General features: G+C 41.4%; 22 protein-coding genes and 2 tRNA genes. 9 read left to right on the forward strand and 15 right to left on the reverse strand.

What is annotated here, in order from left to right; all coding sequences use genetic code 11:
* Positions 1-446: 446 nt before the first annotated feature.
* The 4 genes from O6P32_RS06515 (at position 447) to O6P32_RS06530 (ending at position 3,310) form a co-directional block, all read left to right on the forward strand.
* A complete protein-coding gene (locus tag O6P32_RS06515; RefSeq protein ID WP_269877558.1) occupies positions 447-1,157 on the forward strand; it encodes an ion transporter in 711 nt (236 codons plus the stop codon).
* Positions 1,158-1,176: 19 nt separating this feature from the next.
* Positions 1,177-1,854 carry a SanA/YdcF family protein gene (locus O6P32_RS06520; protein WP_408636053.1) on the forward strand — a complete coding sequence of 226 codons (678 nt, stop codon included), beginning with the start codon at positions 1,177-1,179 and terminating at the stop codon, positions 1,852-1,854.
* A gap of 96 nt (positions 1,855-1,950) precedes the next feature.
* The gene (locus O6P32_RS06525; protein WP_269877563.1) at positions 1,951-2,400 is read left to right on the forward strand and encodes an alanyl-tRNA editing protein; all 450 of its coding nucleotides are present in this window, start codon (positions 1,951-1,953) and stop codon (positions 2,398-2,400) included.
* Positions 2,401-2,404: 4 nt separating this feature from the next.
* The gene (locus O6P32_RS06530; RefSeq protein ID WP_178266619.1) at positions 2,405-3,310 is read left to right on the forward strand and encodes a DNA/RNA non-specific endonuclease; all 906 of its coding nucleotides are present in this window, start codon (positions 2,405-2,407) and stop codon (positions 3,308-3,310) included.
* Positions 3,311-3,451: 141 nt separating this feature from the next.
* On the opposite strand, the gene O6P32_RS06535 is transcribed toward O6P32_RS06530, so the two are convergent.
* From O6P32_RS06535 to O6P32_RS06605, 15 genes are all read right to left on the reverse strand, one after another.
* Positions 3,452-3,826 (reverse strand): DUF2185 domain-containing protein, encoded by a 375-nt coding sequence (locus O6P32_RS06535; RefSeq protein WP_269877565.1) that lies wholly within the window; start codon positions 3,824-3,826, stop codon positions 3,452-3,454.
* A gap of 51 nt (positions 3,827-3,877) precedes the next feature.
* Entirely contained in the window at positions 3,878-4,660 is a 783-nt protein-coding gene (locus O6P32_RS06540) for a Cof-type HAD-IIB family hydrolase (RefSeq protein ID WP_269877765.1), read from the reverse strand.
* 552 nt (positions 4,661-5,212) lie between these two features.
* Positions 5,213-5,563 carry a 50S ribosomal protein L20 gene (gene rplT, locus O6P32_RS06545; RefSeq protein WP_007560377.1) on the reverse strand — a complete coding sequence of 117 codons (351 nt, stop codon included), beginning with the start codon at positions 5,561-5,563 and terminating at the stop codon, positions 5,213-5,215.
* A gap of 103 nt (positions 5,564-5,666) precedes the next feature.
* Complete coding sequence (gene rpmI / locus O6P32_RS06550) at positions 5,667-5,864, reverse strand: 50S ribosomal protein L35 (RefSeq protein WP_178266621.1); 198 nt, start codon at positions 5,862-5,864, stop codon at positions 5,667-5,669.
* A gap of 89 nt (positions 5,865-5,953) precedes the next feature.
* Positions 5,954-6,499, reverse strand: coding sequence for a translation initiation factor IF-3 (gene infC, locus O6P32_RS06555; protein ID WP_178266622.1), 546 nt, complete (start codon positions 6,497-6,499; stop codon positions 5,954-5,956).
* Positions 6,500-6,602: 103 nt separating this feature from the next.
* Positions 6,603-8,543, reverse strand: a complete 1,941-nt coding sequence (gene thrS / locus O6P32_RS06560; RefSeq protein WP_269877570.1) for a threonine--tRNA ligase — start codon at positions 8,541-8,543, stop codon at positions 6,603-6,605.
* Positions 8,544-8,933: 390 nt separating this feature from the next.
* Positions 8,934-10,076 carry a hypothetical protein gene (locus tag O6P32_RS06565; RefSeq protein ID WP_269877571.1) on the reverse strand — a complete coding sequence of 381 codons (1,143 nt, stop codon included), beginning with the start codon at positions 10,074-10,076 and terminating at the stop codon, positions 8,934-8,936.
* Positions 10,077-10,196: 120 nt separating this feature from the next.
* A complete protein-coding gene (locus tag O6P32_RS06570) occupies positions 10,197-10,856 on the reverse strand; it encodes a hypothetical protein (RefSeq protein WP_269877572.1) in 660 nt (219 codons plus the stop codon).
* Between the two features lie 6 nt (positions 10,857-10,862).
* Positions 10,863-11,513, reverse strand: coding sequence for a hypothetical protein (locus tag O6P32_RS06575; RefSeq protein WP_269877574.1), 651 nt, complete (start codon positions 11,511-11,513; stop codon positions 10,863-10,865).
* A gap of 375 nt (positions 11,514-11,888) precedes the next feature.
* Positions 11,889-13,889, reverse strand: coding sequence for a tetratricopeptide repeat protein (locus tag O6P32_RS06580; RefSeq protein ID WP_269877575.1), 2,001 nt, complete (start codon positions 13,887-13,889; stop codon positions 11,889-11,891).
* The gene (def, locus tag O6P32_RS06585) at positions 13,886-14,440 is read right to left on the reverse strand and encodes a peptide deformylase (RefSeq protein ID WP_178266625.1); all 555 of its coding nucleotides are present in this window, start codon (positions 14,438-14,440) and stop codon (positions 13,886-13,888) included. The genes O6P32_RS06580 and def overlap by 4 nt, the downstream gene beginning before the upstream one ends.
* 16 nt (positions 14,441-14,456) lie before the next feature.
* The gene (ruvX, locus tag O6P32_RS06590; RefSeq protein ID WP_269877576.1) at positions 14,457-14,873 is read right to left on the reverse strand and encodes a Holliday junction resolvase RuvX; all 417 of its coding nucleotides are present in this window, start codon (positions 14,871-14,873) and stop codon (positions 14,457-14,459) included.
* A gap of 101 nt (positions 14,874-14,974) precedes the next feature.
* A complete protein-coding gene (locus O6P32_RS06595; RefSeq protein WP_178266627.1) occupies positions 14,975-15,667 on the reverse strand; it encodes a potassium channel family protein in 693 nt (230 codons plus the stop codon).
* Positions 15,668-15,670: 3 nt separating this feature from the next.
* Positions 15,671-17,500: a TrkH family potassium uptake protein gene (locus O6P32_RS06600; RefSeq protein ID WP_408636050.1), complete on the reverse strand. Its 1,830-nt coding sequence runs from the start codon at positions 17,498-17,500 to the stop codon at positions 15,671-15,673.
* A gap of 131 nt (positions 17,501-17,631) precedes the next feature.
* On the reverse strand, positions 17,632-18,012 hold the full coding sequence (locus tag O6P32_RS06605; protein ID WP_178266629.1) for a YkvA family protein: 381 nt from the start codon (positions 18,010-18,012) through the stop codon (positions 17,632-17,634).
* Positions 18,013-18,353: 341 nt separating this feature from the next.
* On the opposite strand from O6P32_RS06605, the gene O6P32_RS06610 reads away from it, so the two are divergent.
* From O6P32_RS06610 to O6P32_RS06630, 5 genes are all read left to right on the forward strand, one after another.
* Positions 18,354-19,718, forward strand: coding sequence for a TrpB-like pyridoxal phosphate-dependent enzyme (locus O6P32_RS06610; RefSeq protein ID WP_178266630.1), 1,365 nt, complete (start codon positions 18,354-18,356; stop codon positions 19,716-19,718).
* Between the two features lie 197 nt (positions 19,719-19,915).
* Positions 19,916-19,990: transfer RNA gene (locus O6P32_RS06615), tRNA-Glu, on the forward strand.
* Positions 19,991-20,026: 36 nt separating this feature from the next.
* Positions 20,027-20,098 (forward strand) — tRNA-Glu (locus tag O6P32_RS06620).
* Between the two features lie 209 nt (positions 20,099-20,307).
* Positions 20,308-22,890, forward strand: a complete 2,583-nt coding sequence (locus O6P32_RS06625) for an outer membrane beta-barrel family protein (protein WP_269877578.1) — start codon at positions 20,308-20,310, stop codon at positions 22,888-22,890.
* Between the two features lie 65 nt (positions 22,891-22,955).
* Entirely contained in the window at positions 22,956-23,468 is a 513-nt protein-coding gene (locus O6P32_RS06630) for an RNA polymerase sigma-70 factor (RefSeq protein WP_269877579.1), read from the forward strand.
* Positions 23,469-23,476 lie beyond the last annotated feature (8 nt).

Genomic DNA, 23,476 nt, shown 5'->3' on the forward strand with positions numbered 1-23,476 from the left:
TATTGTCAATAAATTTAATATATAAGAACAATATTGTTAAATCATGTTATACAGCATCTTTTTCTATTAGTTAAGTTTGCCGATTCAATAAAAAGCTATACCTTTGCAATGTGTTTTTCATAGTATTAGATTTAAGGTTAACAAAAGGTTGGAGTACAGCGGTACTCCTTTTTTTATGCCCATACTCAATTTACCCCAAACTCATAGTAATCAATACTGCTAAAAACATCATTTCACTTATTCTATATCCATTTATCAATACTAAATTCTTTCCATCAAGCTATATACAAAAATTAATTTTATATTTGTATATAATTTGATTTATATCTTTAACCTTACATTTTTCAGACATGAAATATACTAATAACCCTTTACCTCCCATTATAGAAAAAATACCTCATCTGATACGCCATGAAAAACTCTATCGAACGATCCATAAACAACTAATGAAAAAATGGTTTCGGTATTTTGTACTGTTTTTCATCATAGGCTCTATTTTTTCTGTTATCTACAGTTCTTTTGACGAGTCTCTGCCATACCGCTCATGGCTTTATACTTTCAACTATTTGGCTTCTTTAATCTTTACAATAGAATACGGATTACGGATTGCAGCTGCTCCTGTACAATATATTCAGTATAAACGTGCATGGATGGCCAGGCTGCATTACCTGTTTTCTTTTTACGGAATAATCGACTTTGTGGCTATATTACCATTCGTCATTATATATTTTTACAATGACTCTCCTCACCTTCATTTGGTAGTTTTAGCCTATATATTAATTATTTTCAAGCTAATACGTTATTCCCGCTCTTTCCAAATGATAGGCAGTGTACTTAATCAGGTAAAAGATGAATTGATTACTTCCTATACGGCTTGTGGCATCATGCTGGGATTTTCCGGCATATTAATGTATTATATCGAACGAAATGCACAGCCCCAAGCTTTCGAAAACATAGGCGATGGATTCTGGTGGGCTATCGTTGCCTTTACTACCGTGGGCTATGGAGACATTTATCCGGTTACTCCACTGGGACGATTACTCAGCAGTATCATCAGTCTTATTGGTATCGCTATGATTGCTATCCCTACCGGTATCATCAGTTCCGCCTTCATGAATATGTTACTGGAGAAAAAGAACAAAGAAAAGAATGAATAAACAGCACAGGAGTTGTATTATGAAGCATCATCCGACCTTTCACCGATTTTTATCCGTAAAAACTCTTCTGTATACAGGTATTGCTTTCTGTATCTGCCTCATCGGATGTCTGTATTACTGCAACTATCTCGTCAAACAAGCAGCAGAGCATAAGATATACAACACTACCACAGAAATACCGTATCGGAATACAGCTCTTTTGTTAGGCACTTCTCCCAAACTGAGAAACGGAGAAGATAATCTCTATTTTCTTTATCGTATACAGGCCACTGCAGATTTGTATAAAGCCGGAAAAATCAGCTATATCCTAATTAGTGGAGACAACAGCCGTAGCAATTACAACGAACCCGAAAGTATGAAACAGGCACTTATCCGGTTAGGAATACCTTCAAAAGTGATTTATCTGGATTATGCTGGATTACGGACACTGGACTCCGTAGTACGTGCCAAGAAGATATTTGGTCAGAACTCCATTACTATTATCAGCCAGAAATTCCATAATGAACGAGCCATTTTCATCGCTCAAGCGTACGGAATAGATGCCATCGGCTATAACGCTCAAAATGTTTCCCGACTATTCGGGTTGAAAACTCGATTACGCGAATACTTTGCCCGTGTAAAAATGTGTATAGATATCCTTACCCACAAACAGCCCCGTTTTTTAGGAGAAAAGATAGAAATTCCTGTGGTCCCTTAATCATTCGACTATAAACATAAACTCTGTCTTCATACAGATAGTACACATCTCCATATAAATGATTAACTTTGGCCCATACTCACTAAAAATATAAAAATGGAACTGAACGAACACAACAAGCAGGAGTATCCTCCTATGCATACATGCGAACATATAGTAAACCGCACAATGGTCAATCTTTTCGGATGTGGACGGGCTGTCTCAGCGCATATCGAAAGAAAAAAGAGCAAATTGGATTTCGCGTTGCCACAGGCTCCTTCCGAAGAAGAAATTGCATGTATAGAACGCACCGTAAACGAAGTGATCGCCCGTCATCTACCAGTAACTACCGAATTTATTACACAGGCAGAAGCATTGGGACGTTTCGACTTGAAGCGCCTGCCCGAAGGAGCTTCCGAAACTGTACGAATCGTCCATGTGGGAGATTACGATGAATGTCTCTGCATCGGTCTGCATGTAGAAAATACATCAGAAATCGGTACATTTCATATCATCAGTTCAGATTATAAAGAGGGAATTTTCCGAATGCGCTTTAAACTAATATAATTTTATGAGTAAAAGAAAAAACAATTCAACCGGTTCTCTACAAGGTTTTATCTTGCTGATAGTTCTTATTGGAGGAGCACTGTTCTTTTATCAGTATCAGCAAAAGCTTCCTGCAGCAGAAACATGGAAGCAACGTGCCGAGCAGACAATAGAAAAAGTAAAGGAAGCGGTTCCGAATGTTCCTGTCGAACAACTCAAAAACAAGGGACAATCTGGAGAAAAAACAATAGCTTCGCACCTTGAAATACCGGTCAGTCTGAAAAAACGGAACGAAATAAAACTGCAACGTACAGCATTTACCATTTCGTACAATAATTTCTACAAGACACCTAACTGGGTAGCGTGGGAACTGACACGCCAGGAAACTACAGGAGAGGAGGAAAGAAAAAATAAATTTCTTCCCGACCCCGATTTGCCGGAACCACGTGTAGAACATGCCGATTATACCAATTCCGGATACGACCGAGGACATATGGCACCAGCTGCTGATATGAAATGGAGCAAACAGGCCATGCAGGAGTCTTTCTACATGAGCAACATCTGCCCGCAAAACAGAAAACTGAACCGCGACGACTGGGGAGACCTGGAAGAAGCTTGCCGGCAATGGGCAAAGAAATACGGTACAGTGTACATCGCCTGCGGTCCTATTTACGACAAAGCCAAACCCGAACGTATCGGACGAAACAAGGTAGCTGTGCCCAACCGCTTCTTTAAGGTTGTTCTGATATACAATCGGAAGAATCCTATCGCTATGGGCTTCCTGTTCGAAAACAAAGCTGACCATAAGAAACTGGACAAGTACCTGGTTACGGTAGATTCCATAGAAAAAATTACAGGACTTGACTTCTTTTCACGACTGCCCGATGATATTGAGCAAAAGATAGAATCCATTTTACCGGTACTCCCCTGAATTACTCTCAAATACTTTCGATAATAGCAGTAACACCACTTGCAGGTTTACCTGTTGCATATACAGACATATACAACAGGTAAACCTTTCCATAACCCCCTCTCACAGTCCGACAATATCTTGAACCGCTTGTTACCAGCATTATTCTTCCAAGGGCTCAAATGGTTCTTCTTGAAACACTCCATTTTCATCTCTGATATAAGCTGTACCGTATGGAGCATGAAGTAACGGAATTATATCAGGGTCGTACTGGCAGATAGTATTCAGTTTATAGATTCCACTATTTTCGGCCTTTTGCATATATTCGTCACTCTCATCACCTGCTGTAAACCGCCACCCACTATCATATCCTTCAAATGGACTGTCTTCTTCTGGTTTCTCACGATACATATATCCGACAGGCAAGCCATCTACTGTGATTCTGTCAGTAGCTATACACCCATCAGAAGTTTCCCAGTTTTTAAGAAGAACCTCGTTTTCTCGCCCATTTATAAAAAATTGCTTTTCCTTTTTCATTTTATTACCACATTTTTACTGGTAACAAGGAAATATATAACCCATTATCTGCTATCCAATAATGCCAAAATGCACAAGAGCATGCAAGATACCATCTTCATCTACATCGTCTGTAATAAAGTCAGCGCACTCCTTTACCCGACTCGATGCACCGCCCATTGCGATACCTATACCGGCAGCCTTAAGCATGGGAATATCATTTCCTCCATCTCCAAAAGCCATACTCTCATCCAAAGAAAAGCCTAAACAAGCTGCCACATCAGCCATTCCGGATGCCTTGTTTACACCAGTCGCATTTACATCTGCAAAATATGGATTCCAGCGCGAAACAGCCAATCCCGGAAGTTGATTCATTATTTCCTTTTCAACTTCTTCTCCACAGTAAATACAAAGCTGACAACACGTACAAGCATCAAATTCGCTCACAATATCTACAACCTGAGGTACAGGATGATTCGTCAGTTCGGAAAGAGCAATCACTGTATCATTCACATAATTCACAAGTATCCCTTTTTCCACTTCCAAAGCCAATGGGAAACCATACTGTTCGGCAAGATGAAGGACTGTATGAAAGTCTTCCCGACCAATGGGATAAGAAATGATCTCAGTACCATCGCGAAGCACACACCGAGAACCATTCAACGAAACGACGGCATCATAGGGAATCGCCTCCAGTTCCAGCAAGTCGGTAGCTCCCCTACCTGTCGCTATAATAATTTTCATCCCTTTCTCATGTACTTTAGTCAGCGCATCGATTGTCGTCTGAGGTATCTTATGCGTCTTGAAACTGATTAAAGTTCCATCTACATCCAGAAAAATTGCCTTCACTTTCATTTTCTCAATCATATTACTTTATTTCGGAAAGAGTCTTTCTATGCTTCTATTTTTAGATCATACAAAAAATAAAGCGAAGAATCATGTATTTCAATACAAAATTCTTCGCTTTATAAGGAGAAGCCGCACCCGAGGCGTGACGAAACTCCGAAAAACAGGATTTGAGTGCCCTCTTCCTTTGTAATCCACCGGCATAAATGCTACCCGAAGGCGTGGCCCGCCATTGGAAGATGAAGCTTGTCTCGGCATTTCTTATAAATTTGATGAGTTTCCCGATTCTGCAAGTACGGCTTCATTTTTGTATTACAAATATATTATATTTTTTTGGTTCTACAAAATTTTACCCGAATTAATAGCAGAACATTTTAATTTTTAATCTGCGGAATATGTATCGGAAAAACCTTTTCTTCCATTCAGCTTCCGCCTAAGAAAACATCATAATGACAGCTTTTCAAAAGACATCAGCGACAAAAAAAGCCATATAGTCATAAAAAAAAGAGATGTTTAAAAATAAACATCTCTTTTCTATACTTTTTAATACCGTATACCGCATTAAGCAGCTTTTGCCTTAGCAACAACAGCTTTGAATGCTTCTGGATGGTTCATAGCTAAGTCAGCCAAAACCTTACGGTTGATTTCGATACCTGCTTTGTGCAATGCACCCATCAACTTAGAGTAAGACATACCTTCCAGACGAGCAGCTGCGTTGATACGCTGAATCCACAATGCACGGAAGTTACGTTTTTTGTTCTTACGGTCGCGGTATGCATAAGTCAAACCTTTTTCCCAAGTGTTCTTAGCAACGGTCCAAACGTTTTTTCTTGCACCAAAGTAACCTCTGGTTAAACCTAAAATTTTCTTTCTTCTTGCTCTTGAAGCAACGTGATTTACTGATCTTGGCATAGTTTTAATTCTTTTTTGAATGATAGCGCCGATATTTTACAACCGGACTTGAGGCTAATGCATTCGGTTAATAATTTTAATGATACGTGTACGCTTTTGAAGATTACTTCATGCAAAGCAGTTCTTTCACCTGAGTCAAGTTGGCATTGTGTACCAATCCTGAGTGAACAAGGTTTCTTTTCTGCTTCTTAGTTTTCTTAGTCAAAATGTGACTGTGAAAAGCGTGCTTTCTCTTGATTTTACCTGTTCCGGTAAGAGCGAATCTTTTTTTAGCACCGGAGTTAGTCTTTACCTTTGGCATCTTGTTAAAATTTTAATTATTATTATTAACGGTGGCAACGTACTATACCGGCACGTTACGCACTCTCTCTTTCATTTGTCTGAGACAACTTATCCGTTCTTTTTAGGAGCACCCGGTTTCTTAGGAGCCAATGAGATAGTCATTCTCTTTCCTTCCAAAAGCGGCATCTGTTCTACCTTTGCATATTCTTCCAGGTCGTTTGCAAAGCGAAGCAACAATACTTCACCCTGTTCTTTGAACAGAATAGAACGTCCTTTGAAGAACACATAAGCCTTTACCTTATCTCCATCCTGCAAGAAACCAATGGCATGCTTCAGTTTGAAGTTGTAATCGTGTTCGTCGGTCTGAGGTCCGAAACGGATTTCCTTCACGTTCACCTTCACCTGCTTTGCCTTCTGTTCCTTTGCACGTTTCTTCAACTGGTAAAGGAATTTAGAATAATCTATAATTCTACAAACTGGAGGAACAGCGTTGGGTGAAATTTCTACTAAGTCAGCTTCATGCTCTTCTGCCATTTTCAAAGCTTGAGCGATTGGATAAACTGCTGATTCAATATCGTCGCCCACAATGCGGACTTCTTTGGCGCGAATCTGTTCATTGATTCGGTGTTGCCCTTTTAAAGTGTCATTCTTCATTAAAAATACTTTTCTTCCTTGTTTGTCTTTTGTTTTAATTATATATTATTCTTTGTTCCGTTTACAGGAGAAAGATGTCCTTCTCCTGCAAACGGTTGCAAAGTTACCATTTATTTATCATATTATGAACTTCTTCCGCAATATTTTTTGCAAATTCTTCGATTTTCATCGTTCCTTTGTCTCCTTCACCCTGTTTACGTACGGCTACTTCACCATTTTCGGCTTCTTTTTCACCTACAATCAGCATGTAAGGAATACGTTTCATTTCATTATCGCGGATCTTACGTCCAATCTTTTCGTTACGATCGTCTACAATAGCGCGGATATCGTTCTTCTTCAGTTCCAGACGAACCTGGTTAGCATAATCGTTGAACTTTTCAGAGATAGGCAGGATAGCTACCTGATCCGGAGTCAGCCACAACGGGAATTTACCGGCAGTATGTTCAATCAGCACAGCCACAAAGCGTTCCATAGATCCAAACGGTGCACGGTGAATCATTACCGGACGATGTTTCTGATTGTCTGAACCCATATATTCCAACTGGAAGCGTTCAGGCAAGTTGTAGTCTACCTGAATAGTACCCAACTGCCAGCGACGGCCAATGGCATCCTTCACCATGAAGTCCAATTTAGGACCATAGAATGCAGCTTCACCGTATTCTACTTTCGCCTTCAAGCCTTTTTCTTCGCATGCTTCTACAATAGCACGTTCAGCTCTTTCCCAGTTTTCATCGCTACCGATGTATTTTTCACGATTTTCTTTGTCACGCAAGGAAATCTGAGCTTCGAAGTTTTCCAATCCCATTGAAGTAAATACAATGGAAATAATATCCATCACACGCAAGAACTCATCCTTCACCTGATCCGGACGGCAGAAGATATGTGCATCGTCCTGAGTAAAGCTACGTACACGAGTCAATCCGTGCAACTCACCACTCTGTTCGTAACGGCATACTGTACCGAATTCTGCAATACGCAAAGGCAGATCACGGTAAGAACGCGGAGTGTTCTTATAAATCATACAGTGATGCGGACAGTTCATCGGTTTCAGGAAGTATTCTTCACCTTCTTCCGGAGTATGGATAGGCTGGAATGCATCCTTACCGTATTTAGCATAGTGACCAGAAGTTACGTACAGCAATTTGTTTCCGATAGGCGGACACATTACTTCCTGATAATCGTAACGAGCCTGAATGCGGCGCAGGAAATCCTGCAGACGGATACGCAGCGCAGTACCTTTCGGCAACCACATCGGAAGTCCCTTACCTACTGTATCCGAGAACATGAACAAATCCATTTCCTTACCAATCTTACGGTGGTCACGTTTCTTTGCTTCTTCCAGCATAGCCAGATACTCATCGAGCATCTTCTTTTTCGGGAAGGTGATACCGTAGATACGAGTCATCTGCTTACGGTCTTCCTGTCCTCTCCAATATGCTCCGGCAACCGACAACAGTTTGATAGCTTTGATAGGAGCAGTAGAAGGCAAGTGCGGACCACGGCAAAGGTCTGTAAATGCACCCTGTGTATATGTAGTGATATGTCCGTCTTCCAGTTCAGAAATCAACTCACATTTGTAAGTTTCTCCTCTTTCACTGAACATTTTCAATGCATCTTCCTTAGCTATATTCTGACGAACCAATACTTCTTTCTTGGCAGCCAGTTCAGCCATTTTCTTTTCGATAGCAGCCAAATCGCCTTCTTTAATCACAGCTTCTCCCGGATCTACATCATAATAGAATCCGTTTTCGATAGCCGGACCTATACCGAACTGAATACCCGGGTAAAGCTCCTGCAATGCTTCTGCCAGCAAATGCGCACTGGTGTGCCAAAATGCGTGCTTACCTTGTTCATCTTCCCATTTATAGAGAACGAATTCAGCATCTTCGTTAATAGGTCTTGTCAAGTCGATAGTCTCACCATTTACCGCACAAGCCAACACATCTTGTGCCAGACGTGAACTGATACTTTCTGCAATCTGCAGACCAGTTACTCCTTCGTTATATTCACGAACCGAGCCGTCAGGAAAAGTTATCTTAATCATAATCTTTATGTATTAATATTCTATATACTTTTTGTAGCTTGCAAATTTAAATAAAACTTTTGGTAATACGCTATTTTTTTCAATAAATGATGCATCCTATAAAGAAACCCATTTTCGAGAAAGTCACCCATCTTTCTTACAAAAAAAATGAAAAAGCCTTCCACACAAGTGCAACCGAAAATCATCTGCTAATCTTCTCCGTGTCTGCGCTTCATGTAAAAGGCACCATCCATTAAACTTCATTGGAATAAATCCAAAAGAAAAATCCGTAGAACCCATCAATCTTCCTCTTCGCACTTTAAAACCATACCTATAAAACTATCCAGGAATTTCTCCAGCTTAAGATATAGCAACAGATGTATATTTAGAGCAATCCCTTTCTCCCATGAATCAGTCCATTTCCCGTAGTAGCATTCCAGGATAAAAATCACTGCCCGAAATAACTTCAAATGATGTACCAGTTATAGAAGAATCATAATTTTCTTCAAATTCGGCCATATAACGATTATCCCATATCTTCCCCTTAATTGGTTTTAAGACTCCTTTTCTGGAATATGATGTTTTCCCATTCTCATCGATTGAAATTTCGAGAACCTCAAATTTAGAATTCTCCGTTATCCCTTCTTTCAGGCCTATATAAGAAACAAACGGATCAGTGGAAACCAAAGGAGAGAAAACCTTAAATTCGTCGAATTGCTTTTGCAATTCCGATATAGACAAGTCAATTGCCCGTGTACATACTTTTTTAAACATATCTGATTCATATTCCACACCGGCCAGACTCGTATCCCCACTGTATATAGTAGCACATCCAAGATATCTTATCTTAAACGCAGATAGATTTTTCTTAAACGAATGATATTTTTCTAGAGAGTCACTTGCTCCTGGCTCAAACCAAAACTGTGAATAAAAAAAGTTCGCAATATCTTTATTCCAATCAAGTCTGAAAAGATAGGATGTCACATAAACTTTAAAGCCAACGACCAAATCATTAATCCTCAAGGCAACAGGATACAAGGTGCGCGCTGCAGTTGTAGCCACCACTCCTCCGACTCCGGGAATCAACAAAGAGGCAAATAAACCTGCTGTAGTTGCTATTCCCTGTAAATTCCGCTGGGTAGTTTTATCCGCATAACGAATATCATTCACAAGTATATAAGTATACGAAATCAGTTCCTCACCGGCATCCTCCAATAACGCCATTCTCCGCACAGAGTTTAATGCTATATCAATATCAAAGACACTGGCATCATAAATCCCTCTCTCCTTCACCAAAGACAAATCAAATCCTTTTGTCCGGCTACTATAATTAAACCATTTCTCAACAAGTCTACCGCCTATTTTATTTCGGTTAAGCATATTCCATATTGCGTCCTTATATGCACCTTCAAGTTCTTCTTTTGTGAGTTCCTCTATGACAGGAGCATTCATAACCGTAAACTTCAAATTATGATTATTATATCTTTCCGGTATAGGAATCTCTTTGAAAGCACGAACAATCTCATCTGAAAAACGTTGTTCAGGATGATTCAATAAAATAGAATATAAAGAGCTCCTACGGTATCTGCTGTAGTCTTGAGCACACGTGTTACTTTGACAGAAACACACACATATAACCGCCCCAATAAAAACTCTAAACACCATTTTCATAATCTAAAATCTAACAAAAGCCCTACCTACACAATCTTCACCCAATTTCGTTCTGGATTTCAAATTAAACTTCCAGGAATTCTTTTTCCGGTCGAACTGAAACACATATACTTTTCCATCATCAGTAACGGTAGAAGTGTACACTCCATTGAGGAATGCAGAGCCACCCGCATCAAGCAACTTATTGTTTATTGTTTTGTAAAATATACTGTTATCATCCATTGTATTTTCCACATCTTCATCCCAGTCAAGAACCACATTATTTCCAATCCAGAAATTGATGAAAGCTTCGAGCTCCTCAACCGACGGAATGTACCAGTTTTCTCCAAGGTTGTTACACCACTCAAAAACCGGAAAACAAGACAATACATTTTTTTCATGAGCAAATGACACGACTTTTCTGGTGTTAGAAAGTCCATCCTTTCTATTGGCCAAGGAGGGTAATTGCTTCGCATACTTCATATGATTACACCATGGCCCGTCTACGCCTCTGAAAACTTTTACATACATCGCCTTCCCATGCTGTCCAGATTCATCAACTTCGTAAATAATAGCTTTATGACCATCTATTTCTATTACCTCACCCACATCATAATACGTCTGAGCATGCAGATTTAATAAATTAGCGTACACCGCCATCAATAAAGCCAAATACTTTTTCATCACTGATCAGAATTTATGTATGGCACGAGATCCGAGATACCGTCCATGTTTTTTGGAGCCCTCAAATATTTTTGCATCAGGAGTACCGAACGGAGAAGTCTGAAAAAAACCACCCATGCAAACCTTACCCTTGTTTGCCTCTGTAGAAGTCAAAAGGGTATAGGGCATTTTTCCACCCATCGGCAAGTCCACGTTTCCATACAGACTGTCACCACCATTATCAGTAATAATCCTGTCAAACGCCTTCATATTAGATTCACTATATTTACCTACAGAACCATTCATTGCCGCAATAATCAACTCCATTTCTTCGCGAGCCGGTGCATACCATCCTTCACCTTTGTTTCTACACCACTGAAAAAAAGGAAACATCTCCCAGGTTTGGCCATTTTCGGTAATATACCTTTCAATAACAGCCATATTTTTTTCTCCATCATCCTCATAGAATGCATCTGTGAGAAACTTGGCTTTTTTGTTCAGGTACCACTTTCCACCAAATCTATCCAATGACATTATTATACCATGCAGACCTTTATCGTCCACTCTCACTACAATACCTTTAAGGCCTCCCTCATTATAGATGTCACCAATTTTATACTGCGCCTTCATTGCAGCGCAGGAAAAGAATACAATTAAAAAAATAACAACTTGTTTCATCTTATTTTTATTTTATGTCTATTAATAACTCTTTTACCATGAAAACTTAATGCCATTTATACACAATCCGAGCCCGCTTTTCAATTGTCAGTGAACAAACAGCCCCACAAAACGTCATAAATCAATTTCTTCTTCATTACCGTCAAGGAGAAGACCGGCAACCATAGTACAGCCCAACAAAAGCATCTTCTCTTCCAATGAATGTATAACTTACACCATAAAATTACCCCGATAAAAATCAACTTTAAAATAGAATTTTCATAAAGTGTGTACAAAAGGCGCCAAACATGTACCAAACTAGAGAAATTTACAACTATCATGCACAAAAAAAGCGAGTTCCTTTTTCAGGAACTCGCTTTTTTGTGCATGACTTTATTATTGCTCTTCTACAGTCGTAAAGCGCTTAATTACATTATAAGCCGCAAAGATACCCAGTTCGCCAGCCTTACTCAAATCCTGAATACCTTGTCGGTTGTTACCCAGGAAAATATTGGTCAGCCCCCTGTTGTAGTACGCATCAGAGAAACGGCTATCCAGCTCAATAGCTTTATTATAGTCTACCAATGCTCCGCGGTAATCTTTCATAGATACCAGGATATTGGCCCGGTTATAATATGCATATACAAAGTCGGGAGCCAGACTGATGACCTTATCCAGGTCGTCCCGAATCACAGCATAGTCGATACCACGTACCTGAGGCTGTTTATCATTCAAACCTTCTATCTCATAGCCTACATCACGTTTGCGGAACTCTATCTGTTTGTAGTGTACCACTGCACGAGTAAAATAGGCCGGGAAGAAAGTAGAATCACGTTCTATAGCATCATCCAGATCTTTCAATGCACTGTCAAAATCCTGCACCAGATAGAAATCCAGTGCACGTCTATAATAATGAAGCGCATTATCCGGTTCGTTCATAATCGCAGCCGATTCCTCGTCGATAGCAGCAAAATGCTGTTTTACCTGCTGTTCTGTCAGAGAAGCCTCGTTGTTGGTTATCAGCAAACGCTGCGGAAGCACATGGCGGTTGTTCAAGTCGTCGATATACTTCGAGAAGTTTACCTGACGTTTCACCTCTTCCTGACGCTCGTAATAGCTCAACACATACATCGGCTGTGGCAGAATCGTGATATTCTTATCCTGCACACGTCCACGGTAGTCGGTCTTGTACTTGGATTCCTCTTCTTCGTTATCGGCCACAATAATCTTACGATAGTTGTTCATGTTTTTATCCGACTTCTTACGAGTCTTGTCGGCCGATGCCGTCTGTGTTTTCTTCACCCCATTCTGCGCATCCAGCTGAGCTTTCAGCACCTTAAACTCATCGGCTTCTGCCCGATGCAGTTCACCCATCTTACGCAACACCTGAGCACGATACTGATAACCGGCCAGGAAATTGGGATATTCATCCAATACTGCAGAAAAATCGTTTACAGCCCCTTGATAATCACCGGTCTTATCACGCAACAATCCCCGGTTGAATGTAGCCATCATATTATCCGGCTCCACCGACAGCACAAAATCGAAATCTTCAATTGCACGGTTGTCATCTCCCACCTGCGCACGAAGCAATCCACGGTTATAATGCCCGATAAAATTATCACGGTCAATATCCAGTGCGATATCGTAATCCTTCATGGCTCCGCGCAAATTGTTCTGATGATAACGAGCCAAGGCACGATTAATATAAAGCCCTGCATTGCGGACAGACAGTCGGATAGCTTCCGTCAAGTCCGATTCGGCATCCTGATACTTGGAACGCTGCAAAAACAACATACCTCGAGAAGCCCATGTATCCGGATTATACCGGTCCATTTCAATGGCTTTATCGGCATCGGTCATCGCCAACAACGTATCCTTCTGTTTCAAGGAAACCTCTGTACGCATCAAATAAGCATCGGTGTAACGGGGAGAAATACGAATTAAGGTATCCAAATCGGCCCTTGCCTGTGCATAATCCGATTCGCGCATCCGGCATAATGCCAGATTGTGCCACAGGCTGATATTTTCAGGTTCCAGTTTCAAAGCTCTCTCATAATCTTGTATAGCCCCCTTATAATTTTTCTGACGGATACGCGATATTCCCCGAATCTGATAAGCATTGACCACAAACGGATTACGGTCTATTGCTTCCGAACAGTCGGCTTCTGCCCCCTGAAAATCGTCGAGATTCATTTTGGCAAGCCCTCTGTAAAAATAAGGTTCCGCCAGATAAGGCTTCGCACTGATTACCTGGTTAAAATACTGGATAGAAAGGACATAGTCCTCAAAATAGAGAGCATTCCGCCCGATAGTCATCACTCTGTCCGTATTGATTTGGGCAGAGAGTGATAAAGGGAGGAATGCGCATACTATATATAAAAGTTTTTTTATCATTTGATTGTCTTCACCTTGTAAGCACAACGTGCTTTGCCTTTCAGCATATTGCTCAGCTTTCCTTTAATCATTTGTTTACGCAATGCCGACAGATGGTCGATAAACATAGTTCCGTCCAAATGGTCGAACTCATGCTGCATGACACGTGCCAGATAACCTTCCACCCACTCGTCGTGTGGTGTCATATTTTCATCCAGATAAGTGACATGGATTTTATCAGGGCGTTTCACACTTTCATGAATACCCGGCAAACTCAGACAGCCTTCTTCCATAGACACCATTTCTCCGTCTGTTTCAAGGATATGCGGATTGATATAAGTACGTTTGAATCCCTTAAATTCGGGCATATCATCAGAAAGCACATCCAAGTCGACCACTACCACACGGATAGGAAGCCCGATTTGAGGAGCAGCCAATCCTACTCCATCTGCACGTTCCATCGTTTCAAACATGTTTGCTATCAACTCTTTCAGGTTTGGATAGTCTGGTGTAATATCTTCAGCCTCCTGACGCAATACAGGCTGGCCATATACATAAATAGGTAAAATCATTGTTTTATGTTTTAATTTAAAATTTTTTCGATTCCAGATAAGACTGAAGAATAATAGTTGCACTGATTTCGTCGACCAAAGCCTTATTCTGACGGTCTTTCTTTTTCAGTCCACCGACCAGCATGGCCTGATGTGCCAATACAGAGGTAAACCGTTCGTCTACCAGTTCTACCGGCATATCGGGACATTTTTTCTTCAACTGATTGATAAACGGAATTATATTCTTCATATTTTCCGAATCTTCATTGTTCATCTGCTTAGGATGCCCCACAATGATGCGTTCTACCGGTTCCTGAGCCATGTATTTCAATAAGAAATCCATCAGCTGATGAGTAGGAACAGTTGTCAGCCCGCTTGCAATAATCTGCATGGGGTCTGTCACGGCTATGCCTGTGCGTTTTCGTCCGTAATCTATTGCTATTATTCTGCTCATATGCCGACAAAAATACAAATTATTTCCTATCCGTTTTTATATGAAACTTAAATTAACGCGCAGAAACATTCCCAATATTGCCTGTAAGACTATAAAATTGATTATTTCCCGATCGATTTCCAGAACTTCACAAAGTCTTTATACAAGCCATAGCATACCAATCTGTCTTCTGCCTGCAAGGTATAGTCTTCCGGGAAAGCATTGTCGACCTCTTTTTCCAATACAGAGATACCCAGGCTGTTTTTCACCATTTTTCCACGAACCAAAGCAAGCAGCTTCAGATTAAAGTCTTCATCCTCTTTCAAGTCGTTGACCTGACATCCGACCAGTTTACGAGGTATGCCAAACTTAAACACAAAATGTTCCTCGTCTATCTGAAAAGATTCTACTTCTATATTCAGTTCAAGCAGACGCACAAGCATGCATGCAGCATCCTTTTCCGGAGTCAATACCCGGTCTATGGAAAAAGCTTCCAGCACCGACTTGTGTATATCATCCAGCGCACGGGCATAAATATGTTTCACCTTATTTTTCTTCAGCAAAGAAACCACACGGACCGAAGCACCGAAGTTCTCTCCGATAGCCACAATTACTACGTCCACGGTCTGCAAAGGTAATACGGTCAAGGCAGCCTCATCCGTGGCATCTACCACATACGCTGTAGCCACCTTATCTTTCATCCGGTCTACATTCTGTGCATCCTGGTCTACACCAATCACTTCGTGTCCCAGCGAAGTCAGTTCTTCCGCCAAAACCGAACCATAATTTCCAAGACCTATTACAATGTATTTCATATCTTAGTTTATTATTAAATCGTCTTTCGGATATTTATAATTTTTCTTTGCCTCCTGCTTCACCAGTCCCAAGAGCAACGTAAAGGCTCCTACTCTTCCCACAAACATCAGGAAAATAATAACGCCTTTTCCCATCGGGCTTAGCAAAGGAGTCAGATCGAGCGAAGATCCTACTGTGCTTAAAGCCGATACACACTCAAACACGATTGCCATCACAGAAGCTTCAGGTTCTATCAGGGTCATGGCAAACACTGCAACAAAAGCTACTATCAGATACAAGCTCAACACCGCATGCGAGCGACGGACAGATTCTGAAGAAAGTTCTCTGTGAAAAATAGCAACCCGCTCCGAACCTCGAATTACAGCCCACAAATTAAGCAGAATCACAGCAAACACATTTATTTTCACACCACCGGCAGTAGACTGTGTTCCTCCACCTATCATCATCAGCAGAATCATAAACAGTACAGTCTGGGTAGAAAGAGTGGTAAGTCCTACACTGCAGAATCCGGCAGTACGCGGACAAACCGCATTGAAGAAAGCATGTACCCATTTATCCAATATCGGCATACCGGCAAAAGCATGATTCCATTCGTAGACCAGAATCACAAGTGTACCCACAACCAACAGAACAGTTGTCATAATCAATACAATCTTGGTATTTAAATTGTACAAATGTACCTGCTTGGGGAAACGTGACGAACGACCGAATAACTTCCATTTCCAATAACGCAAATAATACATCACCGTTCTGCACAAATTTACCAAAATAGGAAACCCGATTCCGCCTAATATAATAAGGAAAGAAACAGTAATAAACAGCAGATTATGATTCTGCATAACCAGAGAGTTTCCCAAATTTCCGGGCAATGTAGAAAAACCGGCATTGCAGAAAGCAGAAATGGAATGAAAAGCAGCAAAATAAAGTTCTTCATCGAGTGTCATCCCCATTGTATTGTGAATACTCAACCAAATCAACGCCATTCCCACCCCTTCTATCATCAAGGTAAATCCTAATATATATAATAAGGTAGATAAAAGAGAATTCAACGAATTGGAGCTGATCATATCTCTTACTGCAAGCTGATTATAAAGCGAAGTATTTCCCATAAAGAACATGGCAAAAAAACTGGTCAGTGTCATCACCCCAAGTCCGCCAATCTGAATAAGCAGAATAATAATGATTTGACCGCCCAATGTAAAGGTAGAAGAAACATCTACCGTCACAAGTCCCGTCACACAAGTGGCACTGGTAGCTGTAAAGAGAGCATCCAGCCAGGATATACCGTGATACGTACATCGGGGAAGCATCAAAAGACCGGAACCGATCAAGATAAGTACCAGAAAACTGACAGCCAGTATCAAAGACGGATTGGTACGCCTTCCCAAAAGACGAACCAGACTGCTGGACAAATAAAACAGGGACAGAAAGAAGAGTATGGCCATACGGTAGTAAGGATGATGAAAAAACATCCACACTCCATATACCCCCTCCGTCTGATCCGGACGATGAAACACAACCGGAAGCAAAGTCAGATAAAGCAGCGCAAACAGCACCCATGCCCATCCCGTAAATTTAGATTTTCCTTCTTCCTGACGGAAAACAATCTGCACGGTTGTACTAATCAGAAAAATACCCCATACAGTCTTATAAATACCTTGAAGCCAATTTTCTTCAGCTTCCGAAATCCGGAACCCATGTTCATAGACTATAGAGGCCAAAAACACCAAGGCTGACAGATAAGTAACACCCATTACCCACCCCATCAGCCTGTGTACGCTTGGCCATGCCAAACTTTTATGTTCCCAAGACGGTTTATTCCAATAACTCATATCCGTACTTTTAGTCAAAGCAACGCAAAGTTATCGAAAAACAGAATAAAACAAAGAAATATCCTTTTGTTTTATCCATTTATCCATTTTCCTTTACCTATATCAAAAACAGGACTCGTCAAGGCTTTGTGCTAAAAGAGTTTTAGCTCTTCCTCACTCAGCTCTCCAAACCATTTGGAAAGCCTTGCCCGGGCCTTGCTCTTTACTTCCGGAGTCACATTAGACCATACAGTATGCAATACCCATAGCAAAGCAGTCAGGTCATCAGTATACCCTACGAGTGGAGCCAAATCGGGTACCACATCCAGCGGAAGAATAAAATAGCCCAACACACCGTATATTTTGGCCTTGTCTGCCCAGGATACATCTTTACCGGTGGCTACATAATATAATAATAGTACGGCATAGACTACTTTTGCACCCGCTTTATGAGCTACCGAAGAGATCTTATTCCACAGCTTAGATTCGGAATAATTCTGTTGATACGAACGATAATCTTCCAATTTTTCCATAATTACTACTTTTTAAGACCAGTGTTTTATTCTGTCTGCTACAAAAATAACCAGAAACAATACAAAATTGTTTACAAATAAAGAAAAAAACATGTGACCTATTCTCTTAAAAAACGTGACTTGTATCGACAGGTAACGATACTTGTATCATCGGCCATCGTGACTTGTATCGTAAGCCTTCGATACAAGTCACGTTTTTGTGAAGCAATAAAATCTTCCAGAAAACTTCATTCACTCACTCCCCCGCAACAAGAAGAAGTTTTCCTCGAAAAAGAAAAAAGCGTTGTATAAGAACATATTTTTACTTACATTTGGCGAATTAATCAAAAATGTAAGCTAATATGAGTGATAAACAGAAAAGATTCATTTTACCGGAAAACGAAATTCCCAAATACTGGTACAATATTCAGGCAGACATGAAAAACAAACCCATGCCGCCTCTGAATCCTGCTACCAAAGAACCTCTGAAACCAGAAGATCTCTACCCTATATTTGCAAAAGAACTCTGTCATCAGGAATTGAACCAGACCGATGCATGGATTGAAATACCCGAAGAAGTACGCGAAATGTATAAGTATTATCGCAGTACTCCACTGGTACGTGCTTACGGACTGGAAAAAGCATTGGGTACACCGGCACATATTTATTTCAAGAATGAAAGTGTAAGTCCCATCGGTTCTCATAAGCTCAACTCAGCCCTGGCTCAGGCTTATTATTGCAAACAGGAAGGTGTGAGCAACATTACAACAGAAACCGGAGCCGGACAGTGGGGAGCAGCGCTTTCGTATGCTGCCAAAGTCTTCGGACTGGAAGCTGCCGTATATCAGGTAAAAATCAGCTACGAGCAGAAACCGTACCGCCGCAGCATTATGCAGACATTCGGTGCACAGGTTACTCCGTCGCCTTCCATGTCTACCCGCGCCGGAAAGGACATCCTTACCAAGTATCCCAATCATCAGGGTTCACTGGGTACAGCTATTTCCGAGGCCATCGAACTGGCACGTACCACACCCAACTGTAAATATACTTTAGGTTCGGTACTGAGCCACGTTACCCTGCATCAGACTATCATTGGTCTGGAAGCTGAAAAACAGATGGAAATGGCAGGCGAATATCCGGATGTAATTATAGGCTGTTTTGGAGGTGGCTCGAACTTCGGCGGTATCTGTTTCCCATTCATGCGCCATACCATACTTGAAGGAAAACAGACACGCTATGTAGCAGCAGAGCCGGCATCCTGCCCGAAACTGACACGAGGAAAATTCCGCTATGACTTCGGCGACGAAGCCGGATACACACCTCTTCTGCCTATGTTTACGTTAGGACATAATTTTGCCCCAGCCAATATTCACGCCGGTGGCTTGCGCTATCATGGAGCTGGTGTCATCGTTTCGCAATTATTGAAAGATAAATTGATGGAAGCAGTCGACATTCCACAATTGGAAACCTTCGAAGCAGGCTGTCTGTTTGCACGTGCCGAAGGTATCATTCCGGCACCGGAATCATGTCATGCCATTGCAGCTGCTATCCGCGAAGCAAACCAGTGTAAGGAAACAGGAGAAGAGAAAGTCATTCTATTCAACTTGTCGGGACACGGACTGATAGATATGACTGCATACGACCAATATTTATCCGGTAACCTGGTAAACTATACACTGACCGATCAGGATATCGCCAAAAGTTTGGGAGAAGATAGTGCAGAATAAATAATCTTCACCGACTTTTTTCTCAAGAAAAGTAAAGTATAGAGTGCATTTTACCCTCTTAAAAGCCACATTTAGGGGTAAAATGCACTTTTTTTTGCTTTTTATCGATATTTTTTCTCCCAAACGCTTGCAGATTTAAAAATAATCCGTACCTTTGCACCCGTGATTGAGAAACACGCTCGACACAACAAAAGGATGGCCCGTTCGTCTATCGGTTAGGACGCAAGATTTTCATTCTTGAAAGGGGGGTTCGATTCCCCCACGGGCTACCAAAACATAAGCGACCTTTACAGGTGCAACAAAAGGATGGCCCGTTCGTCTATCGGTTAGGACGCAAGATTTTCATTCTTGAAAGGGGGGTTCGATTCCCCCACGGGCTACGAAGTCTGAACAGTGATGTTCAGACTTTTTTTGTTATATATATTTCTCCCAAAAAGAACAAATCTTTTTTACCGGATTCAGAAAAACCGGATGAATATTAAAAAATAATCACGCAAACCCGTACCCGATTCTTCCTCTCGGTTGTCATATATATAGAAAGTCAAGCATGCACGACCTAACTTAAGTAAAACAACCGACACGAGAAAGTATGAAACAACTTAAAATACACAAATGGATACGGAGTATCTTTTGCATAGTACTCTTTTTATCATGGATTCCGCTTTTACAGGCACAGGAAAAACGATTGATTGATTTGGAACTGAATGAAGTGCCACTGTCAAAAGCCTTGCAACAATTGGAACGTGAAGGAGGAAAAAACATTTTATTTGTCAATGATGAGGTAGAGACTTATCGGGTTACAGCGCATATCCAAAAGCAGACATTGGCAGAAGCCATCCGATTGGTTCTGACTGGCAAACCTTTCACTTACCTGGAACGACAAGATTATTTCGTAATACAACGTACAAATAAAAAACAGAAAGTAGAGCATATCCGTGGAAAAGTTGTCAATGAACAAGGGATACCCATTCCGTATGCCAATGTATTGGTCTTGCAAGCAAGCGATTCTACCTTTGTAAACGGCTGTGTAACAGAAAACGATGGAACATTTCTTCTGCCGAACCCGTATACCGATCACTACGTACTGCGGGTAACGTATGTGGGCTATCAAACCATAACGGCTCCTTGTAAGGCTGAAAATCTTCTATACATGGAACCTCAAGAATATCAACTCAAAGAAATTACCATAACCGCTACCCGCCCGCTTGTAGAAAAGAAAAACGGAGCTTATCTGACTCATATCAAAGATACGCCGTTTTCGCTAATGGGGTCGGCAGCAGACATGCTCGGACATCTGCCCTTCGTGACAGAATCTGACGGAAATTTTTCAGTAATCGGACGAGGTATACCGGAGATTTATATCAATGGAAGAAAAGTACGTGATAATTCCGAACTGTCGCGCTTACAGGCAAACGAAATTCTTTCGGCAGAAATCATTACCACACCAGGAGCACGTTATGCATCAGCCGTCAAGGCAGTCATCCGAATCCGGACCATCCGGCAGCGGGGACAAGGACTCAGCGGTAGTTTTTATGCTGATTACAGCCAAGGGCATGCAGGAAAAGGAAACGAAGGTATTACCGTGAATTACCGGACCGGCGGACTTGACATCTTTGCCAATACTTATTTTCGGGAATCAGGCGCGTACAGTACTCAACAAGCGATTACACAAATGCAAGCTTCTTCTGCCTGGGAAAGCCACTCGAATCAAATGTCGACCGGACGCGAGAATTATTTCAATGGGGAAATCGGATTAAATTACGAACCGGATGAACACCAATCTTTAGGCGTAAGGTATGCACCCGAACAACACATCGGAGAATACCGGAACTCCTTCATCAGCTCAACCGAAATGTATCGGGACGGAGTATTAGTAGATCAACTGGAAACGGAGGCACAAAATACCGGTAAAAAGGGGTTGGAACATTCGATCAATGCCTATTATACCGGAACTTTCGGGAAATGGAATATCGACTTTAATGCTGATTTCTACCAAGGCAGGCATCGAAACAGGCAACTTGTCTGCAACAACGGAGAAAATGATGCAGCCTCAACCAATCAAATCAAAAACCGGCTGTATGCTACCAAGCTAATCGCTACAACAACTTTATGGAAAGGAAATCTGTCTTTTGGTACGGAAGAAATATGGACCGACCGTTGGGATCGTTTCGAACAAAATGGGTTCTCTGCGAATGCCGACGACCACATCCGTCAGGACATCGCTTCTGTCTTCGCTGATTATGTACTGGAACTGGGTGCATTCAGCCTGCAGGCCGGATTACGATATGAATATCAGAAGACACATTACTACGAGGCTGGCATTTTGCAACCGACACAAAGCCCTCATTACCATCATTTCCTGCCTATGGCTTCTGTCTTCTATCAAAAAGGAGACTGGAATGCCGGTCTAAGCTTCAAGCTACTAAAATTAAGCCCAGGTTATAGCATGTTATCGAGTGCTGTTTCTTATATCAACAAATACCAATACAGCAACGGAAATCCGAATCTTGTTCCACAGATACATCGGGGATTTTCCTTGAATGCCGGTTGGAAATGGATTAATCTCGATTTATATTACGACCATACATTAGATATGTATACCTCCTACTTAAAACCGTACGACGATGTCAATCATCCCGGAGTATCCCTCATGACAAAGGCCAGTATTCCCCACACCTATGCATATGGAGGAGCAATCTCCGCTACCCCAAAAATCGGTTTTTGGCAACCTAACATCAGCACCGATATCTTTTGGTTTCACTCCAATGCACGTTCATTAGGCATTGAACAACTTTGGAGCGAACCTCTGTTCAGTTTCCGGCTTGACAATAGTTTTCTGTTGCCACAAGGTTGGTTCATCAATCTTACCGGAAGTATCAGTACACGGGCAAAGCAGAGTTATGCCATTTTCAAACGGAATGGTTATGTAGATTTACGTATCTCCAAAACATTCTGTTCCGACCAAAACCTGCAAGTATCTATAGTAGGATATGACATTTTCCGCACACGCCTGGGAAAACGTTTCGATATGTATGGCGACCGTACATTCATACAAGAAGACAGTTACGCCGACAGCCAGCGAATCGGAGTGCGTATCAGTTATAAGTTCAATGCAACCAAGAATAAGTACAAAGGCTCTGGTGCCGGACAAAGCGAGAAGGAGAGATTATAGGCTACAAGTGTACGAATTACAACTTCAAAATTTTACCTTTGCAGCCAGTCAGAAAATAGATGTGAATGATTTGGAAAAAGAATACCGACAATAAGACAACGGCCTTCGAGAGCCTGTTCCGGCAACAATATCCGCCTTTAGTGCGGCATGCCACACAACTTTTAAATGACCCAGAAGAAGCAAAAGATGTGGTGGAAGAAGCCATGGAACAAGCGTGGAAACGGTGGGATACATTGGCCGAAACACAGCGTACATCATGGCTTTTTACCACAGTCCGCCATCTGGCAATCAACCGCCTCAAGCACCGGCAAGTAAAAACCGATCATGCCGAAGGTATTCGGGAAGCAACGGTGTTCGACCTGCAGACCCAATACTGGGAACATGAATATCAGCTTCGCCAGGCTGAATCCGTAGTGGAAGCCCTGGGCGAGCCTACACGGACAATTGTACGCCTTTGCTATTTCGAACAAAATACCTACCGGGAAACAGCTGAACAGCTGGGTATCAGTCCGGACACAGTCAAAAAACATATTTCCAAAGCATTACGCACCTTACGTGAAGTTTTGGGCAAGAAATAAGAGAAACA

Origin of the sequence: Phocaeicola acetigenes, assembly GCF_027529745.1 — a bacterium.
Classification (GTDB): domain Bacteria; phylum Bacteroidota; class Bacteroidia; order Bacteroidales; family Bacteroidaceae; genus Phocaeicola; species Phocaeicola acetigenes.

What these genes read in the sequence shown, in the direction of transcription:
- O6P32_RS06595 (WP_178266627.1), bottom strand. Translation starts at nt 15,667, where the DNA reads ATGAAATACATTGTAATAGGTCTTGGAAATTATGGTTCGGTTTTGGCG.
- O6P32_RS06610 (WP_178266630.1), top strand. Translation starts at nt 18,354, where the DNA reads ATGAGTGATAAACAGAAAAGATTCATTTTACCGGAAAACGAAATTCCC.
- O6P32_RS06530 (WP_178266619.1), top strand. Translation starts at nt 2,405, where the DNA reads ATGAGTAAAAGAAAAAACAATTCAACCGGTTCTCTACAAGGTTTTATC.
- O6P32_RS06570 (WP_269877572.1), bottom strand. Translation starts at nt 10,856, where the DNA reads ATGAAAAAGTATTTGGCTTTATTGATGGCGGTGTACGCTAATTTATTA.
- rpmI (WP_178266621.1), bottom strand. Translation starts at nt 5,864, where the DNA reads ATGCCAAAGGTAAAGACTAACTCCGGTGCTAAAAAAAGATTCGCTCTT.
- O6P32_RS06525 (WP_269877563.1), top strand. Translation starts at nt 1,951, where the DNA reads ATGGAACTGAACGAACACAACAAGCAGGAGTATCCTCCTATGCATACA.
- O6P32_RS06575 (WP_269877574.1), bottom strand. Translation starts at nt 11,513, where the DNA reads ATGAAACAAGTTGTTATTTTTTTAATTGTATTCTTTTCCTGCGCTGCA.
- O6P32_RS06540 (WP_269877765.1), bottom strand. Translation starts at nt 4,660, where the DNA reads ATGAAAGTGAAGGCAATTTTTCTGGATGTAGATGGAACTTTAATCAGT.
- O6P32_RS06600 (WP_408636050.1), bottom strand. Translation starts at nt 17,500, where the DNA reads ATGAGTTATTGGAATAAACCGTCTTGGGAACATAAAAGTTTGGCATGG.
- infC (WP_178266622.1), bottom strand. Translation starts at nt 6,499, where the DNA reads ATGAAGAATGACACTTTAAAAGGGCAACACCGAATCAATGAACAGATT.
- O6P32_RS06535 (WP_269877565.1), bottom strand. Translation starts at nt 3,826, where the DNA reads ATGAAAAAGGAAAAGCAATTTTTTATAAATGGGCGAGAAAACGAGGTT.
- O6P32_RS06520 (WP_408636053.1), top strand. Translation starts at nt 1,177, where the DNA reads ATGAAGCATCATCCGACCTTTCACCGATTTTTATCCGTAAAAACTCTT.
- O6P32_RS06625 (WP_269877578.1), top strand. Translation starts at nt 20,308, where the DNA reads ATGAAACAACTTAAAATACACAAATGGATACGGAGTATCTTTTGCATA.
- O6P32_RS06630 (WP_269877579.1), top strand. Translation starts at nt 22,956, where the DNA reads ATGATTTGGAAAAAGAATACCGACAATAAGACAACGGCCTTCGAGAGC.
- O6P32_RS06515 (WP_269877558.1), top strand. Translation starts at nt 447, where the DNA reads ATGAAAAAATGGTTTCGGTATTTTGTACTGTTTTTCATCATAGGCTCT.
- ruvX (WP_269877576.1), bottom strand. Translation starts at nt 14,873, where the DNA reads ATGAGCAGAATAATAGCAATAGATTACGGACGAAAACGCACAGGCATA.
- thrS (WP_269877570.1), bottom strand. Translation starts at nt 8,543, where the DNA reads ATGATTAAGATAACTTTTCCTGACGGCTCGGTTCGTGAATATAACGAA.
- O6P32_RS06605 (WP_178266629.1), bottom strand. Translation starts at nt 18,012, where the DNA reads ATGGAAAAATTGGAAGATTATCGTTCGTATCAACAGAATTATTCCGAA.
- rplT (WP_007560377.1), bottom strand. Translation starts at nt 5,563, where the DNA reads ATGCCAAGATCAGTAAATCACGTTGCTTCAAGAGCAAGAAGAAAGAAA.
- O6P32_RS06580 (WP_269877575.1), bottom strand. Translation starts at nt 13,889, where the DNA reads ATGATAAAAAAACTTTTATATATAGTATGCGCATTCCTCCCTTTATCA.
- def (WP_178266625.1), bottom strand. Translation starts at nt 14,440, where the DNA reads ATGATTTTACCTATTTATGTATATGGCCAGCCTGTATTGCGTCAGGAG.